The 21308-nt window shown below is 60.7% G+C and carries 24 protein-coding genes and 1 tRNA gene; 16 read left to right on the top strand and 9 right to left on the bottom strand.

Features of this window, described 5'->3' with window-relative positions; translation table 11 throughout:
• Nucleotides 1–41 precede the first annotated feature (41 nt).
• A complete protein-coding gene (locus HU825_RS12120; RefSeq protein WP_234302116.1) occupies nt 42–821 on the top strand; it encodes an IclR family transcriptional regulator in 780 nt (259 codons plus the stop codon).
• Nucleotides 822–873: 52 nt separating this feature from the next.
• Here HU825_RS12120 and HU825_RS12115 read toward each other — a convergent pair whose 3' ends face one another.
• Nucleotides 874–2301, bottom strand: coding sequence for a sensor domain-containing diguanylate cyclase (locus HU825_RS12115; protein ID WP_234303396.1), 1428 nt, complete (start codon nt 2299–2301; stop codon nt 874–876).
• Between the two features lie 257 nt (nt 2302–2558).
• Here HU825_RS12115 and HU825_RS12110 point away from each other — a divergent pair, with 257 nt between their 5' ends.
• The 6 genes from HU825_RS12110 to HU825_RS12085 all read left to right on the top strand — a co-directional run bounded on the left by HU825_RS12110 (nt 2559) and on the right by HU825_RS12085 (nt 8742).
• Nucleotides 2559–3455, top strand: a complete 897-nt coding sequence (locus tag HU825_RS12110) for a LysR family transcriptional regulator (RefSeq protein ID WP_234302115.1) — start codon at nt 2559–2561, stop codon at nt 3453–3455.
• Between the two features lie 2 nt (nt 3456–3457).
• Nucleotides 3458–4363: a LysR family transcriptional regulator gene (locus HU825_RS12105; RefSeq protein ID WP_077683921.1), complete on the top strand. Its 906-nt coding sequence runs from the start codon at nt 3458–3460 to the stop codon at nt 4361–4363.
• A gap of 165 nt (nt 4364–4528) precedes the next feature.
• Complete coding sequence (locus HU825_RS12100; protein WP_234302114.1) at nt 4529–5155, top strand: glutathione S-transferase family protein; 627 nt, start codon at nt 4529–4531, stop codon at nt 5153–5155.
• Nucleotides 5156–5205: 50 nt separating this feature from the next.
• Nucleotides 5206–7254 carry a pyridoxamine 5'-phosphate oxidase family protein gene (locus HU825_RS12095; protein ID WP_234302113.1) on the top strand — a complete coding sequence of 683 codons (2049 nt, stop codon included), beginning with the start codon at nt 5206–5208 and terminating at the stop codon, nt 7252–7254.
• A gap of 61 nt (nt 7255–7315) precedes the next feature.
• Nucleotides 7316–7792, top strand: coding sequence for a nuclear transport factor 2 family protein (locus HU825_RS12090; RefSeq protein ID WP_043296654.1), 477 nt, complete (start codon nt 7316–7318; stop codon nt 7790–7792).
• 539 nt (nt 7793–8331) lie between these two features.
• Entirely contained in the window at nt 8332–8742 is a 411-nt protein-coding gene (locus HU825_RS12085; RefSeq protein ID WP_234302112.1) for a DUF4279 domain-containing protein, read from the top strand.
• A 106-nt stretch (nt 8743–8848) separates the two neighbouring features.
• Here HU825_RS12085 and HU825_RS12080 read toward each other — a convergent pair whose 3' ends face one another.
• The 3 genes from HU825_RS12080 to HU825_RS12070 form a co-directional block, all read right to left on the bottom strand.
• The gene (locus HU825_RS12080) at nt 8849–9667 is read right to left on the bottom strand and encodes a hypothetical protein (protein ID WP_234302111.1); all 819 of its coding nucleotides are present in this window, start codon (nt 9665–9667) and stop codon (nt 8849–8851) included.
• A gap of 135 nt (nt 9668–9802) precedes the next feature.
• Complete coding sequence (locus HU825_RS12075; RefSeq protein WP_234302110.1) at nt 9803–10252, bottom strand: hypothetical protein; 450 nt, start codon at nt 10250–10252, stop codon at nt 9803–9805.
• Nucleotides 10253–10439: 187 nt separating this feature from the next.
• Nucleotides 10440–11003: a hypothetical protein gene (locus HU825_RS12070; protein ID WP_234302109.1), complete on the bottom strand. Its 564-nt coding sequence runs from the start codon at nt 11001–11003 to the stop codon at nt 10440–10442.
• A gap of 473 nt (nt 11004–11476) precedes the next feature.
• Between HU825_RS12070 and HU825_RS12065 the strand changes: the two genes are divergently transcribed.
• The 8 genes from HU825_RS12065 (at nt 11477) to HU825_RS12030 (ending at nt 15934) form a co-directional block, all read left to right on the top strand.
• On the top strand, nt 11477–11755 hold the full coding sequence (locus HU825_RS12065) for a MerR family transcriptional regulator (RefSeq protein WP_234302108.1): 279 nt from the start codon (nt 11477–11479) through the stop codon (nt 11753–11755).
• Nucleotides 11748–12002 carry a hypothetical protein gene (locus HU825_RS12060; protein ID WP_008570048.1) on the top strand — a complete coding sequence of 85 codons (255 nt, stop codon included), beginning with the start codon at nt 11748–11750 and terminating at the stop codon, nt 12000–12002. Before HU825_RS12065 ends, HU825_RS12060 begins: the two co-directional genes overlap by 8 nt.
• Entirely contained in the window at nt 11995–12384 is a 390-nt protein-coding gene (locus HU825_RS12055) for a hypothetical protein (RefSeq protein ID WP_234302107.1), read from the top strand. Before HU825_RS12060 ends, HU825_RS12055 begins: the two co-directional genes overlap by 8 nt.
• 108 nt (nt 12385–12492) lie before the next feature.
• Nucleotides 12493–12774 (top strand): hypothetical protein, encoded by a 282-nt coding sequence (locus HU825_RS12050; protein WP_234303395.1) that lies wholly within the window; start codon nt 12493–12495, stop codon nt 12772–12774.
• Nucleotides 12775–12841: 67 nt separating this feature from the next.
• Nucleotides 12842–14122 carry a hypothetical protein gene (locus tag HU825_RS12045; RefSeq protein WP_234302106.1) on the top strand — a complete coding sequence of 427 codons (1281 nt, stop codon included), beginning with the start codon at nt 12842–12844 and terminating at the stop codon, nt 14120–14122.
• Nucleotides 14119–15117: a phage integrase gene (locus HU825_RS12040; RefSeq protein ID WP_200631131.1), complete on the top strand. Its 999-nt coding sequence runs from the start codon at nt 14119–14121 to the stop codon at nt 15115–15117. Before HU825_RS12045 ends, HU825_RS12040 begins: the two co-directional genes overlap by 4 nt.
• A gap of 50 nt (nt 15118–15167) precedes the next feature.
• Complete coding sequence (locus tag HU825_RS12035; protein WP_083674913.1) at nt 15168–15338, top strand: YhfG family protein; 171 nt, start codon at nt 15168–15170, stop codon at nt 15336–15338.
• Nucleotides 15338–15934, top strand: a complete 597-nt coding sequence (locus HU825_RS12030; RefSeq protein ID WP_234302105.1) for a putative adenosine monophosphate-protein transferase Fic — start codon at nt 15338–15340, stop codon at nt 15932–15934. Before HU825_RS12035 ends, HU825_RS12030 begins: the two co-directional genes overlap by 1 nt.
• A 75-nt stretch (nt 15935–16009) precedes the next feature.
• Here HU825_RS12030 and HU825_RS12025 read toward each other — a convergent pair.
• The 5 genes from HU825_RS12025 to HU825_RS12005 all read right to left on the bottom strand — a co-directional run bounded on the left by HU825_RS12025 (nt 16010) and on the right by HU825_RS12005 (nt 20585).
• Nucleotides 16010–16085: transfer RNA gene (locus HU825_RS12025), tRNA-Thr, on the bottom strand.
• Between the two features lie 67 nt (nt 16086–16152).
• On the bottom strand, nt 16153–16917 hold the full coding sequence (locus tag HU825_RS12020; RefSeq protein ID WP_043296655.1) for a DUF3618 domain-containing protein: 765 nt from the start codon (nt 16915–16917) through the stop codon (nt 16153–16155).
• Nucleotides 16917–17342 carry a phage holin family protein gene (locus HU825_RS12015; protein WP_043296656.1) on the bottom strand — a complete coding sequence of 142 codons (426 nt, stop codon included), beginning with the start codon at nt 17340–17342 and terminating at the stop codon, nt 16917–16919. The genes HU825_RS12020 and HU825_RS12015 overlap by 1 nt, the downstream gene beginning before the upstream one ends.
• Nucleotides 17339–18070 (bottom strand): hypothetical protein, encoded by a 732-nt coding sequence (locus HU825_RS12010; RefSeq protein ID WP_234302104.1) that lies wholly within the window; start codon nt 18068–18070, stop codon nt 17339–17341. Before HU825_RS12010 ends, HU825_RS12015 begins: the two co-directional genes overlap by 4 nt.
• A gap of 424 nt (nt 18071–18494) precedes the next feature.
• On the bottom strand, nt 18495–20585 hold the full coding sequence (locus HU825_RS12005) for a glycoside hydrolase family 5 protein (protein ID WP_234302103.1): 2091 nt from the start codon (nt 20583–20585) through the stop codon (nt 18495–18497).
• Between the two features lie 510 nt (nt 20586–21095).
• Here HU825_RS12005 and HU825_RS12000 point away from each other — a divergent pair.
• A complete protein-coding gene (locus HU825_RS12000; protein ID WP_008570065.1) occupies nt 21096–21305 on the top strand; it encodes a hypervirulence associated TUDOR domain-containing protein in 210 nt (69 codons plus the stop codon).
• Nucleotides 21306–21308: the final 3 nt, after the last annotated feature.

The raw sequence follows: 21308 nt of genomic DNA, 5'->3' as shown, positions 1-21308 counted from the left end.
GTCAAGCTATAAACAGCGCCTTTGCCACCGGACCGCCTCGCATGCCAGACCGCAACGCCGTCACCGCGCCCAGTCGCCAGAAAGTACAGGCCGCCGAGGTCGGCACCGATATCCTCACCGCGCTGGCCGAACTCGCGCCGGCGACCTCGCTGTCTCGCCTGGCCGAGCACGTCGGCATGCCGGCCAGCAAAGTCCATCGTTATCTGCAGGCGTTGATCGCCAGCGGTTTCGCCGAGCAGGATGCCCAGACCAATCACTATGGTCTGGGCCGCGCTGCGCTGTTCGTCGGGCTGGCCGCGCTCGGGCGGCTGGATGTGGTTCGCCTGGCGACGCCGCACCTGGCACAGCTGCGCGATGATCTCAACGAAACCTGCTTCCTCGCCGTCTGGGGCAACTGCGGACCGACCGTCGTGCACGTCGAGCAGGCGGTACGGGCCGTCACACTGGTCACCCAGATCGGTTCGGTGCTGCCGCTGCTGGGTTCGTCCACCGGCCTGGTGTTCAACGCCTTCCTGCCGAACCTGGAAACAGCGCCGCTACGCGAAGCGGAACTGCAGCTGCCAGCGGCACCCTCCTCCGCGGCTCTGACGCAACAGATGAGCGAGCTGCAGCACCGCCACGTGCAAGCGGTACACGGCCTGTTGATGGCCGGCGTCAATGCACTGTCGGCACCGTTGTTCAGCGGCGACCGGCGCCTGGCGGGGGTAATCACCGTCGTCGGTACGGCGCCAGGCTTCATGGCGGAAGTGAATGGCGATGCGGCGCAGCGCCTGCTCGCAACGGCACGCGCAATCAGCGAACGCATGGGCGCGTCGTTCTGAGGGGAAGTCCCCGCGCGGCCGGCCATTTGCGCCGCACAGCCTGCGATGTTGGCTAGGCGCCGGCAACCCCACCTTCACGCGCCGCGCAGACGCGGTTACGCCCATTCTGCTTGGCGTCGTAGAGCGCACCGTCGGCCTTGGCCAACAACGGCTGGAGGTCGTCGCGGCCAGCCGGCGAGCTCACCAGGCCGATGCTCACGGTCAGGGGAATCGGGCCGGCCGAGGTCGGGATCGGCGCTTCGGCGATTGCACGCCGAATTTTCTCCGCTACGGACAACGCGCCCTCGAGATCCGTGCTCGGCAACGCGATGGCGAACTCCTCACCGCCGAGCCGGCCGAGCAGGTCGTGCGCGCGAAGCACCCGAGAGCAGGTCGCCGTGAACGCCGTGAGCACTTCATCACCTATCGGATGACCGTAGGTGTCATTGATGCGCTTGAAGTGATCGATATCGAGCATCAGCAGGCTGACATCCTCACCATGCCGCCGCGCCCGGGAAAGCTCCGCTTCGCAACCGGCCAAGAACGAGCGGCGGCTGCTGACACCCGTGAGCACGTCGGTGTTGGCCAGCTGCGTCATCTGCTCGTGGGCCTCGCGCAGCCTGGCGGTATTGCGGAAATGCCGGCGGCTGAACGCATATATCAGCAGCGCGACTGCCAGTAGCAGCAGGGAAATGATGCTTGCCGAGACGATCAGCAGCTTGCGATGTTCCTCGAACGCCGCCATGAAATCCTTCGGCGACAGCAGTACGAGCACCAGGACACCCTCGTCCTCCAGGCGCCGATAGGCAGCGAGGTGGTACTCGCCATCGAGCGAACTGACACCCTCGTAGAAGCCAACCCGCGCGCCATCGACGAAGTAGGGCTTGTCCTCGGGTAGTTTGAAGCGCCCGTAGCGTCCGGGGATTGGCGCGCCGGAGGCGATGGCGCGGATGCTGCGGTCAGTGCCCAGCAGCACGATGCTGCCATTGGCACCGACGTCGATCTGCTGGAAATAGTCGGAAAACAGATCGGCCGGCACGGACAGCACCAGCACACCGGCGAATTTCCCGCCATCGAAGATCGGCCGGGTGAACTGGATCGACCACCGATGCGACAGCCGCCCGAGCACCGGTTTGCTGATGAACAGCCGATCGGCCTGCGGATTGTCGCGGTGTACGCGAAAGTGCTCGCGATCGCTGAGGTCGATCGGCTTGCTGATCGGCGCGAGATTGGAAAACACCAGTTGGCCGCTTGCATCGATCACGCCCAACTGCGAGACGAAGCTGCCATAGGCTTGCAGCTCCTCCTTCACGTGATTCTGAAAGTCGTCCGGCTGTTCGAGCACGTCCTCGCGCATATCCAGCAGCACGATATCCATCAAGCGGATGGTGCTGCGCACATGCGCCTCGAAGGCAGTCGCCAGGTTCATCGCATCCTTGCGCGCGGCCGCTCCGGCCAACGCACGCTCATGCCGGATCTCGCCCAGCACGAACGCCCACATCGGCACCAGCGCAAGCAGCAGCATGGTCGATGCTAGAAACCCGGCTGCTCTGTCTTTCAACGCTTTGCTCCGCTCGCGCCACGCCCCACATGGCAGGCATTCTCGTGACTCTACGACGCGCGACGACCTCGGCCGGCCACAAAATAATGTGCAATGGCCATCATTGAAGGAGGCGGTGTGCGAGGCGCCCGTCAGCCGCTACCCTGTGGTCGGCTCAACTCTGCAAGCTGGCGGTGAACGTGGACAGGTTTCAGGAAATGAAGGTGTTGGTCGCGGTTGCGGAGGCGGCCAGCTTCGCCGGCGGCGCCCGGCTGCTGGGCATGTCGCCGCCAAGCGTGACGCGGGTGATCGCCGGCCTGGAAAACCGCCTGGGCACCCTGCTGCTGGCACGTAGTACGCGCAGCCTGCGCCTGACCGAAGCGGGCCGGCGTTATGTCGAAGACTGCAAGCGCATCCTGCTCGACCTCGAAGAAGCCGAAGAGCTGGCGGCCGGCAGCGCGGTTCGCGTCCGCGGCAACCTGACGGTGACGGCGCCGGTGATGTTTGGCGAGCTGTTCCTCATACCGCTGATCACCGAGTACCTGGCGGCTCAGCCCGAGGTGACGCTCAACACCGTACTGGTGGATCGCGTGGTGAACATGGTCGATGAGGGCGTGGATGTCGCCGTCCGTATCGGCGAACTGCCGCAGAGCAACCTGCAAGCCATCAAGGTCGGGCATATCCGGCCGGTGATATGCGCCTCGCCAGGCTTTCTCGAACACGTCGGCCGACCGCGACAACCGGAGGACGTGCTGACGCTGCCGACGGTGATGTCGTCGACCAGCACCCTGCTCACCGACTGGCAGTTCAGGGTCGGCGACCGTGCCATCGCCCTGCATCCCGAACCGCGCCTGACGGTCAGCTCCAATCAGGCGGCGATCAATGCGGCGCGCCTGGGCTGGGGACTCACGCGGGTGCTGTCCTACCAGGCCGCCGAGTGGGTGGCCAAGGGCGAGTTGGAGATCGTCCTCGAGGCATTCCAGACCCCGGCGCTGCCGGTGCATGTGCTGTATCAGGGAGGGAACCGGGTTCCCGCCAAGGTGCGTACCTTCGTCGATCACTGCGCCAGCCGATTCCTCGCCGACCCGGCACTGCAGGCCATGCCGGTAACCTGACCGTGAGTCGATATCGCCAGGTACAGACCTTCGCGGCCGTGGCACAGGCTGGCAGCCTGGCCGCCGCGGCGCGCCAGCTGGGACAGTCGCCGGCGACCGTCATGCGCACCATTGCCGCGCTGGAGGCGCGCCTGCAGACCAGCCTGCTGATGCGCGGACCGCGCGGCGTCGCGCTGAGCCCTGCTGGCGAGCAGTTCGCACAAAGCTGCCGGCTCGTCCTGGAGCAAACGGCGCAGGCCGAGCGCTCCGCCGCCGGCATGCATGCCAGCCCCGACGGGCAGTTGACGGTGGCCTTGCCGCTGCTGATGGATCTGCAGGTATTCACACCCATCGCCGTGGCCTACCTGAACGCCTTTCCTGACGTGCGGCTGGATATTCGCTCCTGCGAAGGCGTACCCAAGCTGCTCAAGGAAGGCATCGATATAGCGCTGGTTCTCGGCCAGTTACCCAACTCATCGGAGTTCGCCGTGCCGCTGGGCGCCGTCAGGCCGATTGTCTGCGCCTCACCCGCCTATCTCGGCAAATGGGGTCGACCGTCGACGCCCGAAGACCTCAAAGCACATCGCGCGGTGGCCACGAATGCGGCGGGCTACGACGCGCACTGGCATTTCCGCTGTGGCCGTTCCATCCGCTCGGTAAAACCCACGCCGGCCCTCACCTGCACCACCCAGCGGGCGGCCATCCATGCGGCCACCCTGGGGCTGGGGTTGATTCGCTGCATGAGTTACGAAGCCCACGACGAACTGCGGCGTGGCCTGCTGGAGCCGGTACTGAGCGCGTTTGCCGGTCCCGACGTACCGGTGCAGCTGATCTACCGCCATGGCCGCCGCGCCGAGGCACGCGTGCGGACCTTTATCGACTTCGCGGCGCCGCAGCTTCGCGCCCATCCCGCCTTCCAAGCGCGCTGACCGAGCGTTCTTCCGCCGCGCCGCGCCTGGCGTTATTCCAGAAAACGAAATTATGGATTGCGCCGCATGGTGATTCTGCTCAACCCGGCGAGGGCGCAGCATGGCTCCGCCAGCGCAGGATTGCCGCTGCGCCACCCCCTTTGAATCCATTGCGGAGCCAGCACCATGTCTCAGCCGATCAAACTCTACCGTCACCCGCTCTCCGGGCATGCCCACCGCGTCGAACTGATGCTTTCGCTGCTGCAGCTCCCCTATGAGCTGGTGTCTGTCGACCTGGCCAACGGCGAACACAAATCTGCCGAGTTCCTCGCCATCAACGCCTTCGGCCAAGTGCCGGTCATCGATGACAACGGCACCTTCATCAGCGACTCCAACGCGATTCTGGTCTACCTCGCCAAGCGCTACGGCGGCGACAGCTGGCAGCCGCAGGACGCGCTCGCCGAAGCGCGCATCCAGCGCTGGTTGTCGGTGGCCGCCGGCCAGGTGGCCTACGGCCCGGCGGCGGCGCGACTGATCACCGTGTTCGGTGCATCATTCAATGCCGAAGAGGTCATCGCTCGCGCCCACACGCTGCTCAAGGTTATGGACGCCGAACTGGCCCACAGCCCCTTCCTGGCCGGCGCCGAACCGAGCATCGCCGACGTCTCCAACTACAGCTACATCGCTCATGCGCCGGAGGGCAACGTCTCGCTCGAGCCCTACCCCAATGTGCGCGCCTGGCTGCAACGCATCGAGGCCCTGCCCGGCTTCGTACCCATGCAGCGCACCGTCATAGGTTTGCAAGCCGCCTGAGTAAGTACCGGACTGCCGGGCCTTCCGGCAGTTTTCGAGGAGCGTGAGTCATGGATCATCTGCCCGAACACCCGGCGTCACCCTGGCATGCCGGTGAGAGAGCGCTGCAGGAGCGCTTCAACGTAGCCGAACGGTTGGCCGTACTCGGGCGGCAAGTCATCCGCGATTACATGCCTGAGCAGCACCGCGAGTTCTTCCAGCAGTTGCCATTCATGGTGGTCGGCGCGGTGGACGCCGATAATCGTCCCTGGGCCACCCTGCTCGAAGGGCCGGAAGGTTTTGTCACCTCCGCCGACCCGCAGCACCTGTTTCTGGCGGCGCACGCCGACCCGCAAGACCCGGCAGCTGCCGGGCTGCGGGCGAACCAGGCGATCGGCCTGCTCGGCATCGAGCTGCATACGCGCCGGCGCAATCGCATGAACGGCGTGATCCGGCGCGTAGCGGCCGATGGCTTTGAGGTGATGGTCGAGCAGTCCTACGGCAACTGCCCGAAGTACATTCAGGAGCGCTCCTATGCCCGCGTGCCGCCCCCGGCAGACGGCATCGCGCCGCGCCAGAATTTCAGCACGCTGGACGAACGCACCCGCGCGCTCATCCGTGCCGCCGACACCTTCTTCGTCGCCAGCTACGTCGCGCGTGACAGCAAGGCGCGCGCCGTGGACGTCTCTCATCGCGGCGGCCGTGCCGGTTTCATCAAGGTTGAAGGCAACCGCCTGACTATCCCCGATTACGCCGGCAACCGGTTCTTCAACACCTTGGGCAACCTGCAGACCAATCCGGTCGCGGGCTTGCTGTTCATCGACTTCACCACTGGCGACCTGCTGCAACTCACAGGCCGCACCGAACTGCTGCTGGACAGCCCCTCGCTCGACGCCTTCGAGGGCGCCGAGCGGCTCTGGGCCTTTGAAGTCGAACAGGCAGTGCTGCGCCCGGGCGCGCTGACGATCCGCTGGCAGTTTCACGGCTACGCCCCCACCAGCCTGGCAACCGGCACCTGGGCGGAAGCTGACCAGCAGCTGCATCGGCAGGCACAACACCGGCAGTGGCAGTCATGGCGGGTCACCCATGTACAACAGGAGAGCCGCGACATCCGCTCGTTCTTCCTCGAGCCGCCGGACGGCGCTGCCGTGCCATTCGCCGCGGGCCAGCACCTACCGATCCGCATCCACACCGCCGAGGGCGATGCCCTGGTCAGAACCTACAGCGTTTCCAGCGCGCCGTCGGACGGTTACATCCGCATCAGCGTCAAGCGGCAAGGCCGGGCCTCCGCGCATCTGCATGACGAGCTGCGGGCGGGCGACCGGCTGGAGGTACGGCCCCCACTGGGCAACTTTACCCTGCACGATGACAGCGAACGGCCAGTGGTATTGCTGAGCGCCGGTGTCGGCATCACACCGCTGATCTCGATGGCCCGAGAACGGGTGGCGCAGAACCGGCCGCAGCGCAAGGCGCGTGCGATTCATCTGTTCCAGAGCGCCAGAACCCTGGCCGACCTGCCCTTCCAGAGAGAACTCAGCGAACTGCGGCAGCGCTCCAACGGACTGCTGCACATCCACCGCGCGCTGAGCATCCCCGGCTCGGCGCAGCCGGAGCGCGATTACCAGATGGCGGGCCGCCTGGACTTCGCGCAGGTCAAGGCGCGACTGCCGCTGGATGATTACGACTTCTACCTGTGCGGCCCGGCGGGCTTTCTCCAGGACATGTACGACGGCCTGCGCAGCGTGAACATCCCGGACCAGCGCATCCATGCCGAGGCATTCGGCCCGTCGGCCTTGCGGCGCGCCGAAACCGGGCGGCCGCCGGAGCAGTCCTTTGCAGCCAGCGCACCGGTGCCGGTGCACTTTCGCGCATCAGCCACCGAAGCACACTGGACACCCGACAGCGGCAGCCTGCTGGAACTGGCGGAAAGCCGCGGCCTTAACCCCGAGTTCAGCTGCCGTGGCGGCTCCTGCGGTACCTGCAGCACCCGGCTGATCAGCGGCAGCGTGCATTACCCCACCCCACCGGCACAGATGCCCGCCAGCGATCAGGTGCTGATCTGCTGCGCGGTACCGGCGCAATCGGAGGGCGATCCCCAACCCCTGGTTCTCGATCTCTGAGGTGACCGGCGCCGATACCTCGCCGCCCAGGGCTTTATTTCCCGCCAAAGGAGCAACCACCATGTCCACTTCGGAAATCCGTCAGCCAGTCCCTCCCTTCACCCGCGAGACCGCCGTGCTCAAGGTACGACTCGCCGAAGACGGCTGGAACAGCCGCGATCCGGCCAAAGTGGCCCTCGCCTATACCGCCGACACCCGCTGGCGCAATCGTACCGAGTTCGCCAGCAGCCGCGCCGAAGCCCAGGCGTTTCTCACGCGCAAATGGAACCGGGAACTCGACTATCGCCTGATCAAGGAGCTATGGGCATTCACGGAGAACCGCATCGCAGTGCGCTACGCCTATGAATGGCATGACGACTCCGGCAACTGGTTCCGCTCCTACGGCAACGAGAACTGGGAGTTCGCAGAGAACGGCCTGATGGCGCGCCGCTTCGCCTGCATCAACGACCTGCCCATTACCGAGGATCAACGAAAATTCCGCTGGCCACTGGGACGTCGCCCGGATGATCACCCGGGGCTGTCGGAACTCGGTCTGTAACCACTACGGGTGCCGAACGCATGCGGCGTGGTCCGCCGCAATAAGCTGATCGAAGCGGTGTAGGCCGGCCGTCTCGTTTCGGAGTCGACCCTGGCCAGTCACATCAACGCGGTTGGCGACGGTCGTCGGCAATAGCGGGTGCTACGCACGGTGTCACGCACGGGCTTCGATTCATGGCGGCCCCGTGAAAAGCCGTCCAGCATCGCCACGCAGACCCCGCTGCTGCCAACCTCGTCTAACCGACCCGCGTCGGCACCCTCAGAAACGAAAAAGGCCCGCATCGCTGCGAGCCTTTGATTTTCATTGGTGCCGGAGACAGGAGTCGAACCTGCGACCTTCGCATTACGAATAAGCGTCACTTCCCTCGGCAGAAGCTGGAAGCCAGTAAAATCGTGGGGTCAGCTACTACTATTCGTTGGTTAATATGCGCTACTTGGATTTTTTGGGGCGCAAGGGGACACTTCCCCAATCCGAAGCTGCTCGATATACAACCAGCATTACGAGTCGGCTCATCCTCGTCAGATAACGAGAAGCACCTCATGGCACACGTCAGCCGGTCAAAGGCGTCACTGAGAATAATCGGTGACAGCCTGAATCCCTTGGAGATATCGAAGCTTCTCGGCCGAGAAGGGACAACGATGTATGCCAAAGGCGAGATATACACAATCAAAGCCACAGGTAGGACCGTAACAAGGAAATCAGGTCATTGGTCGCTGTCCGCTCAAGCTCATGAGCCTGAGGATATAGACGGTCAAGCAAAAGAGATACTTGATCAGCTCACAGATGACCTCGATATCTGGAGCAAGCTATCAGAGTCCTACAGATGTGACCTCTTCTGCGGTTTGTTCCTGCTGGAGAGTAACGAAGGATTAGACATTCATCCTTCAACGCTAAAGCGCCTAGCCGACCGAGGCATATCACTTTCGCTGGATATCTATGACGGCTCCTGATAAAACGTAAAAAGAGGCCAAGCACTGTACGATGTATCATCAATTCGTAGCGTAGCCTGGCCTCTAGTCGTTGCAGAGCAGTCGGAAGTTGGCGCGACTGCAGCGATTAGTAAACAATGTTTGTTATATCCGCCCCGGCATTTAGCCCTCCCCTATGATCGCTTCCTGTTTTGGGAAGGACGTAGCTATAACGGTCATCTTCCTGATAAATTATTTTCCAATGTTTTCCATCGCTAGCCAAACTAAATCCGAGCTCTTCAAAAACACCCCTAATTTTCTTATTCATATCCTTGTAGCCTCTCAAAGCAGCCTTGATCGAAGCGATTCTTTCATCATGATCACTTTCAACCAAGTTACTATCCAATATTGACTTCAAGATATGCGCCCTTCGCGAATTTGGGTGCACACTCTTTTCTAGATGATCTTTTAAAGCGTCAATAACTACGGACAGTATCTCATTATCAAAGAAATCATCCTCGTCACCCTTAGCTAAAACAAGCCCCCCTTGAACTAGGTTTTTTGACTCAAGGGATCTAATTTTCGCACCAAGCCTTTCAATATCGTGAGACAGAGTCTTAATAGTCTGTTCCTTTTCCTCCAGCTCGTTCTCATAGAGAGCGACCAGTTCGGTAGCAGAATCTCCATCCCTCTTCAGATTTCGAATAGCGTTCCTATTCTTAATATGACCAACCTCATCCCAACTGCATTTCTTTCCGGGACTCAGCGTTAGAAGGGCTGAACAAATTTTTTCGTAGATTTCGTTCTCAAATTCTTTTGCATCCAACTTATCCCTTCTAAAAAGGGTTACGCCACTGCCGCCGGGCCAGTATATTCCGACAGCACCGCCATATACGTTTCTTGAATTAACGGAGGCTCGAATTTTATTAGAGAATTCGCGTGACGGCTCTACAATAACGTGCGCCATGCCAGATAGCTTTCTGGCCAGCCGACCAGGTATCAAACGGTGCCCTATTCTAGAGGCACTAACATATACCACAGGCAAGCGATTTATAGATTCGCCATTAATCAACGCCTCAGCTAATCTAAAGCCAACCTCACCTTATTTAAGATAAATCGGATCAATAGCGACCGGCAAATCACCGTCAAGCCCGCCACCGAAGCGGTCCAACAACCGAATAACGATTACCGGTTTTTTTACCTCACCATAGTTAGAGACTGCACTGGAGGATTCCTGGCCAGCCTTTACACTCACTAAAAAATCATCAGAACTCTTAATATAGGATATTTCAGTTATCCATTTAAGATTTTCATTTCCTTTCTTATATCGCAAAGAGTGCGCAGAATTTCCAAACTCATCCTCCGCCCGAGAATAACCAATCTCCTCCTCGTCTTTTTTAAAAGAGAACTCCCCCTTAGAATCAAAGCGCGCCAGCTCTTCTTGAGCAATTTTCGTATGAGGAGAGTCTAAAATCCAATTAAGACACTCACTAAAAACGTCTTCAATTAATGTATTTTCTGCCAGATTAAAACTAATACTTACGCCTTGCATCCTTACCCCTCCCCTTCCGAATCAAACTTAATAAACAAAAACGGTTGAAATATACGAAGATCGCGCATATCAGCTTCGACTTGCAAACAATATATTCTTAACATCTTTAAGCTTTCATTATTTGCCGAACCATCCTGGGCCGCTTCCGCCGTTATTTTCTTCTTTCTGTCTCGCCATCCTTTACCAGCTACTCCACAATGTCTTCGATATCAGCGAGCGGCACGATAACTCCGCGATCATTGAATGCAGCGACATAGTCACATTCAATCTCGGCGCCTAACTGATCAAAGTGTTGAAGCTTGCTGCTCCGATAGATTATGTGCCCCTGTTTCCTTGAGGGTTTATCTCTTCGCAGTAGAATGAAAACACCTTGATCATTCTCACATCCACGAACAGATTCTGGCTCTATCCCTAGATGGGCACATGCCTGCCTGAAGCCAATCGCTCTTTCTTTATTGGTGAAGTGGATAACGTCGAGATAGATTTCGGCGTCAGCATCGAGTGTGCTGATCTTGGTTACGATCAGAGGGGGAAAGTCTGGAAGTTGCTCTAGGTTTGATGGCTCTTTGAGCCGGTATTCGGTGCTGTAGGTGCCGACGAAGACCGGCACCTCGTCTACCAGCTCGCCCTCAGGCACTAGCACTTTGTAGATATAGGGGAACGTTACGTTGGTCTTCGGGCATGTGTAGCGGTCATCCGTGTTTGACCTGCGGAGATGCTCGAAGCTTGCCATGTCGATGATGTTTCCCATGCCCTTCTCCCTGGAATCATGTCGTTCGGCTGAACCATCGCCGGGCCGCTTCGGCTGTTATTTGCTGCCCGCGTTTTGTCCTTCCAACTTTAGGTCCGCTTCGGCGTACGCCGGACTGATTTGGCCTTTGGCTAGATCTATCTCGCCTGTTCTCAACCACAAGCTGTATTGCTGATAAGCGTGCGCGATCATGTCCAGCTCAATCGTCCGAACGTTCGCATCAGTTTTGTACCTGATGGTCTTCAGCCGTTCTTCTTTGATCCCAGTCGCCTGGGATACGGCCTTATGCCCCAACATATGCACAAGCGCTCTAACTCTGTCTTGAGTTAGCTCCATTTCTTCTAAAAACTCTCTGTGGAATTATTCCACGACTATCGTCGCAGTGTTATAGTTCCTCCGCCAGTGGAATATTTCCACAGCTCGAAACACCCATTAACCACAGTTTATGAGCATTTCAGAGGCAGGGATAGGCGATGACTACGCACCTAAACGAACCACCATTCGACGTGAGTTTTGATCTGGACGGCAAGCGAGTGATCTATCTCGATTGCCGTAACGCCCTCATGTGCAGCAAGGAGGTCTACGGGGCGATGCTTGGCGTAAGTGTCGATACCGTAATTGCCTGGATGCAGAGCGGCACCATCCCCAGCGTAAAAATGGGCCGGCCTCGCGTGGTCAACCTCGCCCAGATTCGTACCGATCTGGCAAAGGGCAAAACCATCTTCGCCCAGGGAGACTACACCGATGAGTAAGCCGAACGCAGACCAAACCGGCAGCAATGTTGTGCCCCTGGGCGCGGCCATCAGCAACCTGTGCAGCATCGTGACCTTCGCCTCGGCCAGTGGCATTCCGGTGGAGGAAGTCACCGAGTGGGTAGAGAACGGCACGCTACCCAGCGTCACCTTCTCGGACTTCCGCATGGTGAACGTGGGCAAGCTGCGGGCCGACCTGCTCAGCGGCAAGGAGAGCTTCGCCGCGGGGGATTACAGCCATGACTAGCCAGCACGCCGTTGTGGATGCCTCCACCGCCCAGGACTTCATCGGCCAGACCGTTCTGGTTGAACTGCACTGGGACGATGAGCCGGAATCCTACTGGCAGTGCCTGCACATCGTCGGCATGGTGGTGCCGATGGAAGGCGTGTACGACCACGGGTATTTCCTGACCTTCGATATGAACCGGGATGCCCCTTACCCGAACGAAGTGTTCTTTTCGGACATTCGCACGATCAGGGTGATGCGGCACCGCGACCGGCACAGTTCCGGCAACGTACTGGGCCGTATCGCCCTTCCCAACTCTGCAAGGTCAAGGGCCGCGCTCCCGGCTCGTCGGAACAGCTTCACCGTTCCGGCGAACGGAAGCACGGGCGCAGCGCACCCTTGACCCTGCACGACCATGAACAGCCTATCGCTGGGAGTGTGGGGTAGCTTTTCCACCCCACGCTCCCGAGCCCTCGGCGGCAAGAGCGGGATGACAAGGGCAGCGCCCTTGGTGTTATTAGTTCTCGCGCGCCGCGCCTATCTTTGCCTTCCGCACCTGCTTCTCGGGCTGGCCAGCCTCGTGCTCTGCATTGCCCTTGCCGGCACGCCGCCACCCGACCGTTCCTACCTCCCGCCATTCACCCAGGATCAACCCTGCCTGGATGACCCAATCGAGTTCTTCATCGACGCCGTTACTGCATGGCAGCTAATGAGCGCGCGCACGGCAGCACAGTTCTACGCCGAGCGTAGCGAGCGCGTCGCCTGTGCCGGCGTGCGCGCGCCGCCCCGCTGACGTCCCTGTAACACGTCAGATAACCAGTTGTGGGTTCAGTGGCAAAAGCTCAATAAAGGTAAAACCGATGCAAGTTAAAGATTTCATCCGCGTTGATCGAACCACCGGCGAGGAAAGCAGCAACGGCCGGCTGTTTCTGGACATTGGCTATACGGGCTTCAAGGACCTGACAGGCGTTCGCCTGCTGCGCTGCGGCGTCGATACGGTCCGCCAGCTGTATCGCGGGCTGATCCGCCCGGAAATCATGGCGCTGTTCGAGAAGCCGGGCGCGATGGTCGAGTTTGCCGGGGAGATCTGGCACTCGGGCCGTGTGGGCCGGGACTCGGGCTACCAGTACAAGCTGCAGAACGCAGACCTGGGCTTCATCCTGCTCATCAAGAACTTCAACGCGAAGCTGGAGCACATCGGGCCGCACCTGAAAATCGAGGTATCACCGCACGCGATCGACGCGCTGTCGCCGGAACGGCTGCAAGAGCGGATGGACTACTACCCCGCTGCGGTGATGACCAACCGGGAGCGCAACCAGTGTGCCGTCCACCTCGCCCTGGACCTGCAAGGCTGGAAGCCTCCGGTCGATCTGGTGGCACGTCTGCATTGCCGGGCCAGAACGCACCGGGATATCTCGGGCATCAGCCAGGTGGAGTGGGCCACCAAGTCCAGCGTCTACGGGCGCGGGGAAACGTCCATGTTCGGCTCGGCCGGTGGCGTTCAACTCTGTATCTACAACAAGACCGAACAGGCCCGCGCGACGGACAAGCTCGACTTCTGGGAAAGCGTCTGGCGGCGTCGGGATTCGTTCGATGCGGCTGATCCGGACAACTACGATCCAACCCAGGACGTGTGGCGGGTCGAGCTGCGCTACCACCACTCGGTTATCCAGCAATTCGCCAGCGGCTCGATTGACGTCAAGACCGGGGAAGCCATCGACACGGACTCCTTCGCCGCCTTTTCGGCCCATCTGGACGGCCTGTGGCGCTACGGCCTGCGCCAATTCAAGCTCATTGCTCGCCCTGGTTACTACGAGCCGATCTGGACACTGATGCGCGATGATGTGCGGGTGGATGTGGCCGTGGATTCGCTGGTGGATGACACCGAATACAAGCGCTACTACAAGACCTCTCGAGGCTTCTCCGGCAAGAACGTGGAGCTGTTCCTGGGAAACTTCGTAAGCCTGCTGGCAAGGGAGCGGGTGGGCGCAAAAAAGGCGTTTGAGACGCTGCAGCAATGGGACTGCTGGCCGGTGATCCGTGACCACTACGCCGCCAAGGAAATGACCGAGCGTGACCTGTACAAGCACATCAAGGCACTGCTCGAGGAGCGCCACGTTCGCTGGGGGCGTGCTGTTTGATCACCAAGGGACCAACCGGCTGGGACGTGGATTTCTGGCTGGATAGAACAGCCGGCATCCGCAAGCGCAAGCGTGGCTTCCGCACCAAGAGCGAGGCTGAACGCTGGGTAGTCGATATGCGCCGGGAGTACAGCCACCGTGGCCGCGACCCGGGCGAACGCCTCGCCGATCTGGTGCAGGTCTGGTACGAACTGCATGGCGCGACGCTCAAGGATCAGAAGCGCTACGGGCGCACCCTGGCGATAGTCGAAGCCTTGGGCAACCCGATTGCCTCCAGCTTTACCGCTCTGGATTTCAGCCGCTATCGGGCCGAACGCCTCAAGAGCTGCACCCCGGCAACGGTGAACCATGAACATCGCTACCTGAAAGCCGTGTTCAACGAGCTGATCCGCCTGGGCGTCTGGCATGAAGCCAACCCGGTCGCCAAGCTGCGGCAACTGCGCGTCGATGAAACCGAGCTGACCTATCTCACCTTGGACGAATGCCGGTTGGTACTGGATGAATGCGCCGCGTCGACCAATAGCCACACCCTGCCCGTCGCCAAGCTCTGTCTGGCTACTGGTGCTCGATGGGATGAAGCGGAGTCGATCACCCGTAGCCAGCTGCTGAACGGGCAAGTCCGCTTCGCCAGGACGAAGAATGGCCGCGTGCGGACCATCCCCGTGCCGGATGATCTGGTGGAGCTGATGCTTGAGCGTGGCTACCCAGGATCGGGCCGGCTGTTCAGCTCCTGTCGATCGGCGTTCCGCAAAGCCTACGAACGCACCGGTTTGCACACACCCGGCCAGCTGACCCACATTCTGCGGCACACCTTTGCCAGCCACTACATGATGCAGGGCGGCAACATCCTCACGCTGCAACGAATCCTGGGCCACGGCGATATCAAGATGACGATGCGGTACTCGCACCTAGCGCCGGATCACTTCGCGACTGTTCTCAGTCATTCGCCGCTGGCGTTGCTCGGCCAGAAGGACCGGCAAGACGCTGCGAATTAGCATCCGCTATTCCGCTATAATGACCCGCACACCGCGAACGAGGTTTTGCTATGCCCGATCTGACCTTGGAAGAGAAGAAGGCCTACTACGCGAAGGTCCGCCAATCGAACTATGCCGCCAGCCTGCGCCTGGAGGGCTTCGATACCACACCAGCTGACGCTAAACGCAAACTCCCAACTCGCGAAGCTGCCCTGAGAGCCTTGCGCGCTCGGCAGGCCTGATGCTCGATAAGTACGGTGTCGGTCAGGATCCTCTCTGCTATCCAGGCACCACGGTTCTACGCAACCGCCTGGACCTGACCGATGACCAAGCGCTTCACGATGCTGAGCGCACGCTTTCCGAAATCGCTGCAGGCTCAATAGACTTCGCCCTTCCTCCCTACGATCTCACCTATCTGCAACGGATCCACCGCACTCTCTTCGAAGATGTTTACGAATGGGCGGGAGAACTACGTACCGTGGACATATCGAAGGGCGGTACGCACTTCTGCAACGTCACCCGAATCGGGCCGGAGGCTACGAAGCTCTTCAGACAATTGGAGGCGGCCAACTGGTATGAAGGGATGTCACGGCAACAGTTGGTCTCCGCCGTCGCTGAACTCTATGGCGATTTGAATATGGTCCACCCTTTCCGGGAAGGAAACGGACGCGCGCAGCGGATCCTGTTTGATCACATCATTGTGAACGCCGGCTACGAGATCAGCTGGTGGCAGGTCGATGAGGGCGAGTGGATCCAAGCAAACATCGACGCGGTAACCTGTGACTATCAGGCGATGACCAATATCTTCCAACGCTGTATCGGTCAAGCGATCCGCTAGGGGACAAGAAAGGGACACTTGTGGGACACCAGCCCAAAACAAAAGGGCTAGCCGAAGCTAACCCTTTGATTTCATTGGTGCCGGAGACAGGAGTCGAACCTGCGACCTTCGCATTACGAATGCGCTGCTCTACCTACTGAGCTACACCGGCGCCAGGCGGCGGATTATCGGGGGTTATGCGGTCGGACTCAAGCCCGACCGATAACTTCTTTGCCACCTCAATGCGGGCCGGAGGCGGGACGGCTCGGGTCGTGGTGGATGTCCTGTTTGACCTTGCCGACCACCTCATCCGCCACCTCCCTGCCCATTTCGCTCGCCTGGGCATAGCCCGCCCGCGCCTTGTCGCGCAGTTTGCCGGTCAACCTGTCGCTGGTCTCGCCCATCAGCTCGTCTTCGCGACGGGTCGGCGGCATCGTGGCGGCGAGCAGCGCACCAAGGGCGATGCCCATCGCGCCGACGGCCAACGGCTGCTCGTCAAGCAGTTGCGAAAAACCGCCGCGAGCGCGCGCCGCCGTGTGCTTGAGGCTGTCGGCGGCATGCCGGCCGGATTCGCCGACACGGCTGCGTGCATCGCCCAGCGAGTGCGATACGCTGTGTCCGAGCTGGCTGGCGCGGTCCTTCATGCCGACGCCCTGCTGCTTCAGGTTAGAGGCCTTGGCAGCGAGTTTGTCGGTAGCGGACGGGCCGCTGGCGGCCTGGTAATCCGGGCGGCGATTCTGGCCCGCCATCAGCCAGAGCAGGCCGACCGAGGTCAATACCGTCGGCACCGGATTGGCCTTCAGCGTATCGCTGAGGTTGTGCAGGAATTCACCCCCACCGCCCTTGGCGTAACCGAGCGCGGTGTCGATCATCTGGCCGGGCGACAGCTTGCTTTCCAGCGCATGGACGATGTTGCCGATCTCGGCGCGCTGCTGGTCGATTTCCCGTTCGAGGGTGTCCGGGTCCTTCTGCGCTTCTACGTCGATCTGGTTGTGCGTGCTCATCATGCATGCCCCCTGACGGCTTCTTTATCCTTCTGGATGGAATGGAGGGTGCGGTCGGGCTTGAGCGACGAGGCCTCGAACTTCTTCTTGCCAGCCGAGACCATGATCAGGCCGATGACCACCACCACCCCGCCGACGATCAGTGCCGCCAGGTAGGGCTCCATCATCGTGGCGAGGAAATACACCGCCGCCAGCAACAGAATGATGAACCCAGCGAGCAGCACCGCGCCTCCGGTCGCCACGCTGGCGGCGCCTGCCTTGGTGGCGCGAAGCGATTCACTCAGTTCGGCCTTGGCCAGCGCCAGTTCCTTGGTGAACAGTGAGGGCACCTCGCGGGTCAGTTGGCGCAGCAGGCCGCCGACGGAGGTGTCCTGTTCGGTGTGCAGCGGTTCGTATGGCGTATTGAGGTTGCGTTGCTCGTTCATCGAATCAGCCCTCCGTCAGTGCCTTTGCCATTGGTGGGATAGCTGGTCGCGCCGGAATCATGCCGGCGTGCACCGGCGGGCGTCGTGGTGGCACCGGCGTTGCTGATGCTGCCCACCGGAGCGGCCGGCTGGCCGCTGGACAGTCGCTCGTCGAGCTCCATCTGGCTCGGCAGATCGGGGGTACCCGGCGTCGTGCTGGCGCGTCCGAGCGGCGAGGTCGGATGCGGCCGCAGGGCGTCCGAATGGCCGTAGTCGACCGTTGGCTCATGCGCCTGCGCGCGCTGCCCGGAGGCACGGGCGAAGCGGGTCAGCCCAAAGCCGACGGCGATGCTGCCGGCGATGAACAGCGCCGGATTGTTGCGGGCGAGACGGTTGACCTCGCCGACCAGCTCGTCGACGCTCTTGCCCCGCAGGTTGTCGGCCAACTCGACCATGCCCTGCGCCATCTCCGAGACGTACGTTGAAAGGCCGTTGTCCTGTTGCTGCAGCTCGTCCGCCGCGGCCTGGGCACTGCGTGCGACCTTTTCCAGCTCGTCGGCGGCCGTGCCGCGGTAGCTGTCCAGCTGCGCCTTGCCCTGCTGCTTCACCTCGTCGCCAACTTCTCGCGCCTTGGCCTTCAGATCGGCATCCGCGGCGCCATGCGAGCTGACGGGAGCGGCGCTGTCCGGCGTCGAGCCTGATTGCGGCAGGCCGCCATAACCTGTGATGTCTTCATCGGGTGTCGTCATGTTGATCCACCTTCTATGAGTTTGGCCGAATGACTGTGTCCGCTGAAACACAGCGTTGCGGGCTTATCCCGCCACGAGCCGCGCGGTTCACGGCGTGCACATAGAAGGTGACCGGACCCCATTTTTCGAGTTCCGTGGTTCTGGCCCAGCGGTCCGGGGGCTGACGAGGGCGATCGGCGCGAGGCAAAGCGCCCGTCTGCTCGGCAATCCCTGCGCGGATCACCCGCCCAGCGCGCCAAAGCGGCGCCAACCGCGGCCTGCGGCGATTGGGCGGCAGGCCAAGCGAAACGGCAGAGTTCAGCTCGCCGCATGACCAGCCAGTCATTTTCAGCGCAACGCGCCCCGACGAACTGCATGCGGCGCGTCCGCCAGAAACGCAAAAACGGGCCCTGAGGCCCGTTCCTGTTTGCGCTGCGGAGTCGGCTTACAGCGGGCCGATGCTGCTGCAGCTGTTGGCGGTCTTGGCGTGCTTCTGCAGCACCGGCAGTTGCGGACGCGCCTTGCCACTGGTCACGTCCAGCGAGAGCGCGTACTCACCCCACCAGGGACCTGCCGCCCAGTAGGTGCTGGGGATGCAGTTCTGCCGCAGGTAAGCCAGCAGGTTGTCGGTGGCGACGATGGCCGAGGGCGAGAAGTCCGGCACACCGTGCTCGCCGATGTAGCCACGCAGGTTGTTGCTCTTCAGCCACTCGACGAAGGGCTTGACGCGATTCACGCCGATCATCGGGTCGAATACTTCGGCCTTGTCGAAGTAGTTGCCGGAGAAGTCCTTGTCCACATACATGTGCGCCTCGAACACCAGGTTGTTCTTGCGATCGCGCATCCACGGATCGTTGATCAGCTGGGTGTTGTAGTGCGGCCAGTGGTAGGCGCTCGACCAACGATCACCTGCCACGTAGATCCAGCGCTGGCTGTCCAGGGTGCGGATCGCCTTGGCAGCGGCCAGTGCGGCCTGCGGCCACAGTCCGTTGGTGGAGTACGGCTCGTTCATCAGGCCGTAACCCTCGACGGCCGGGTGGCTGACGACCTCTTGAACAATCTGCTTCCACACGCCGGCGAACGAACTGATGGGTACTTCGCTGGAGCCGATCAGCTTGCCGAAGTAGCGGTAGTAGTTGTGCAGATCGAGGATGACCTTCACGCCGTGCTTGTGCGCGAAGTCCAGCGACTGCTTCAGACGCGCCAGCTCGGTGGCATTGAGCGGAGTGTTCAGCTTGGGCTGGATGCGCTCCCAGAGGAACGGCAGGCGCACCAGCTTCATGCCCAGATCGGCGTACTTCTTGTAGTACGACTCTGCCGGATAGGTGTAGTTGGTGCCGTGCACACCCGGCACCACCGACGGGCCGAAGCCGGCGCCGGACAGGTTGACGCCGACCAGGCGCGGCTGGCCATTGGTGGTGTCGGCAGGCGCAGTGGATTCAGCCGGTGCGCTCACGACGGGCGCCGAGGGCGTCGGGCTGGTGACAGTGCCGGAAGTACTGGTGCCGCTGATGGCGGAAATGGTCTTCGGATAGCCCACCGCGTTGCCGTCCAGAACCGCGCCATCCAGATAGACGCTCATGTTGCTGCCGGAAATATAGGCGGCAGTGATCTTGCGTACCTGACCGTCGGCCAGTTTCACCGAATTGCCCAACTTGAACGCAGCCTGGTTGGCAGCCGTGGCAGCAATGGAGAAACCGGGCGACTTGCGCCATACCCCGTTGAGCCAGTCGGTGTTGGTGAAGTTGTTGAGGCCGCTGGTGGCGAGTGTGGTTTGAGTCGGTGCGGTAATTGCCGTTTCGGTGCTATTTCCGGAAACAGCGGTCAGTTTGTTCGGATAGCCAACCGCGCTGCCGTTTACTGCCGCTCCATCGAGAAAGACGCTCATGTTGGAACCGACAACCTGCACAGTTTTGACCTTGCGCAGCTGGCCATCGGCCAGTTTTACCGTAGCACCAACAATGAATGCGCTCTTGCTCGCACTAGTTGCCGGGATGGAGAAACCGGCGGACTTGCGCCACACACCGTTGAGCCAATCGGTATTGGTGAAGTTGTTGATACCGGACGCATAAGCGATACCGCTTGAAACGGTGGTCGAGGACCCGCTGCTGGTGGTCGGACTGGTGGTCGCGGTCGCGATGGTCACTGCGCTCAGCACATTCGGCGCCCCCACCTTGTTGCCGTCCAGAACCGCGCCATCGAGGAACACGCTGAGGTTGCTGCCCACCACATAGACCTTGGTCACCTTGCGCACTTGCCCATCCGCCAGACGCACGCTGGCGCCGACCTTGAACGCGGCATTGTTGGCAGTGGAGGCCGGAATCGACAGGGCCGGCGCGGCACGCCAGACGCCATTGAGCCAATCGGTATTGGTGAAGCCGTTGATCTTCGCGCTGAGGGTCACGGTGGTCGACGCAGCGCTGAGCGCATCGGCGGCGAACACGGTAGAGGAAGCGGCAACGCTGCCCAGTACGGCGGCCAGGGCAATGGAAGCTACGAGCGCCTTACGGGAGCCGGCAAAAACGTTGATAGACATCTTTCTCTCCGAAACTTAATACGTCTAAAGGCGCTTTCGCGGCCTTTAAAAAAGTGCGGGAGGTCAATTGAGTCGTGGGTGGCACTGCTTGTCGGGAAGCCGCTTTGTCACAACTGAATGAACCAGTCAGCAATCGGAAAACCCGCTGTTCCACCCCTGAACAATCCGAATTAATCGTTGCGTGGCGGCTTTATAATAGGTTCCAAAAAATAATGGAAATCCAAACGACCATTTGCAGTCGCCAAAATATCGACGTAGCTTGAGATTTGCTATTAATTCGCCACTGCTAAATAGCAACTTGCCAGCAATCTAAGGGATTAATTACCGGCTCGTTAGAACGCATTTAACCGTTTAGAGGCGTCATTTTTTTGAATTGGCGGTAAAGTTTGTTTCAATTCAAAGTCCAATCTTTTCCGACAAACGGCGATTTATCTGGGCGAGAAAACCGCTGCGAATCTTCCATTGGCAGGCGCTGTCCCAACAGAACCGAGGTCACCACGGAGCAAGGCCATGAATCGATTCAAGGTGGGCGATCACGTCAGCTGGAATTCCGAAGCGGGGCGGGTCAGCGGTACCATCATCAAGGTCCATACGGCCGATACGCAGTACAAAGGTCATACCCGGCGCGCCAGCCCGGAGGAGCCGCAGTACGAGATCAAGAGCGATAAGACCGATCACATCGCCATGCACAAACCCGGCGCGCTCACCAAGCTGGACTGATGA

This window comes from Pseudomonas phenolilytica (assembly GCF_021432765.1).
Lineage (GTDB): Bacteria > Pseudomonadota > Gammaproteobacteria > Pseudomonadales > Pseudomonadaceae > Stutzerimonas > Stutzerimonas phenolilytica.
This window is presented reverse-complemented; position numbering and strand designations above follow the sequence as displayed.

Coding starts and splice junctions, on each gene's coding strand:
- HU825_RS12030 (WP_234302105.1), top strand. CDS start 15,338: ATGCTCGATAAGTACGGTGTCGGTCAGGATCCTCTCTGCTATCCAGGC.
- HU825_RS12075 (WP_234302110.1), bottom strand. CDS start 10,252: ATGCAAGGCGTAAGTATTAGTTTTAATCTGGCAGAAAATACATTAATT.
- HU825_RS12020 (WP_043296655.1), bottom strand. CDS start 16,917: ATGAGCACGCACAACCAGATCGACGTAGAAGCGCAGAAGGACCCGGAC.
- HU825_RS12035 (WP_083674913.1), top strand. CDS start 15,168: ATGCCCGATCTGACCTTGGAAGAGAAGAAGGCCTACTACGCGAAGGTC.
- HU825_RS12115 (WP_234303396.1), bottom strand. CDS start 2,301: ATGTGGGCGTTCGTGCTGGGCGAGATCCGGCATGAGCGTGCGTTGGCC.
- HU825_RS12110 (WP_234302115.1), top strand. CDS start 2,559: ATGAAGGTGTTGGTCGCGGTTGCGGAGGCGGCCAGCTTCGCCGGCGGC.
- HU825_RS12010 (WP_234302104.1), bottom strand. CDS start 18,070: ATGACGACACCCGATGAAGACATCACAGGTTATGGCGGCCTGCCGCAA.
- HU825_RS12120 (WP_234302116.1), top strand. CDS start 42: ATGCCAGACCGCAACGCCGTCACCGCGCCCAGTCGCCAGAAAGTACAG.
- HU825_RS12095 (WP_234302113.1), top strand. CDS start 5,206: ATGGATCATCTGCCCGAACACCCGGCGTCACCCTGGCATGCCGGTGAG.
- HU825_RS12060 (WP_008570048.1), top strand. CDS start 11,748: ATGAGTAAGCCGAACGCAGACCAAACCGGCAGCAATGTTGTGCCCCTG.
- HU825_RS12055 (WP_234302107.1), top strand. CDS start 11,995: ATGACTAGCCAGCACGCCGTTGTGGATGCCTCCACCGCCCAGGACTTC.
- HU825_RS12005 (WP_234302103.1), bottom strand. CDS start 20,585: ATGTCTATCAACGTTTTTGCCGGCTCCCGTAAGGCGCTCGTAGCTTCC.
- HU825_RS12070 (WP_234302109.1), bottom strand. CDS start 11,003: ATGGGAAACATCATCGACATGGCAAGCTTCGAGCATCTCCGCAGGTCA.
- HU825_RS12080 (WP_234302111.1), bottom strand. CDS start 9,667: ATGGCGCACGTTATTGTAGAGCCGTCACGCGAATTCTCTAATAAAATT.
- HU825_RS12015 (WP_043296656.1), bottom strand. CDS start 17,342: ATGAACGAGCAACGCAACCTCAATACGCCATACGAACCGCTGCACACC.
- HU825_RS12065 (WP_234302108.1), top strand. CDS start 11,477: ATGACTACGCACCTAAACGAACCACCATTCGACGTGAGTTTTGATCTG.
- HU825_RS12085 (WP_234302112.1), top strand. CDS start 8,332: ATGGCACACGTCAGCCGGTCAAAGGCGTCACTGAGAATAATCGGTGAC.
- HU825_RS12090 (WP_043296654.1), top strand. CDS start 7,316: ATGTCCACTTCGGAAATCCGTCAGCCAGTCCCTCCCTTCACCCGCGAG.
- HU825_RS12045 (WP_234302106.1), top strand. CDS start 12,842: ATGCAAGTTAAAGATTTCATCCGCGTTGATCGAACCACCGGCGAGGAA.
- HU825_RS12000 (WP_008570065.1), top strand. CDS start 21,096: ATGAATCGATTCAAGGTGGGCGATCACGTCAGCTGGAATTCCGAAGCG.
- HU825_RS12100 (WP_234302114.1), top strand. CDS start 4,529: ATGTCTCAGCCGATCAAACTCTACCGTCACCCGCTCTCCGGGCATGCC.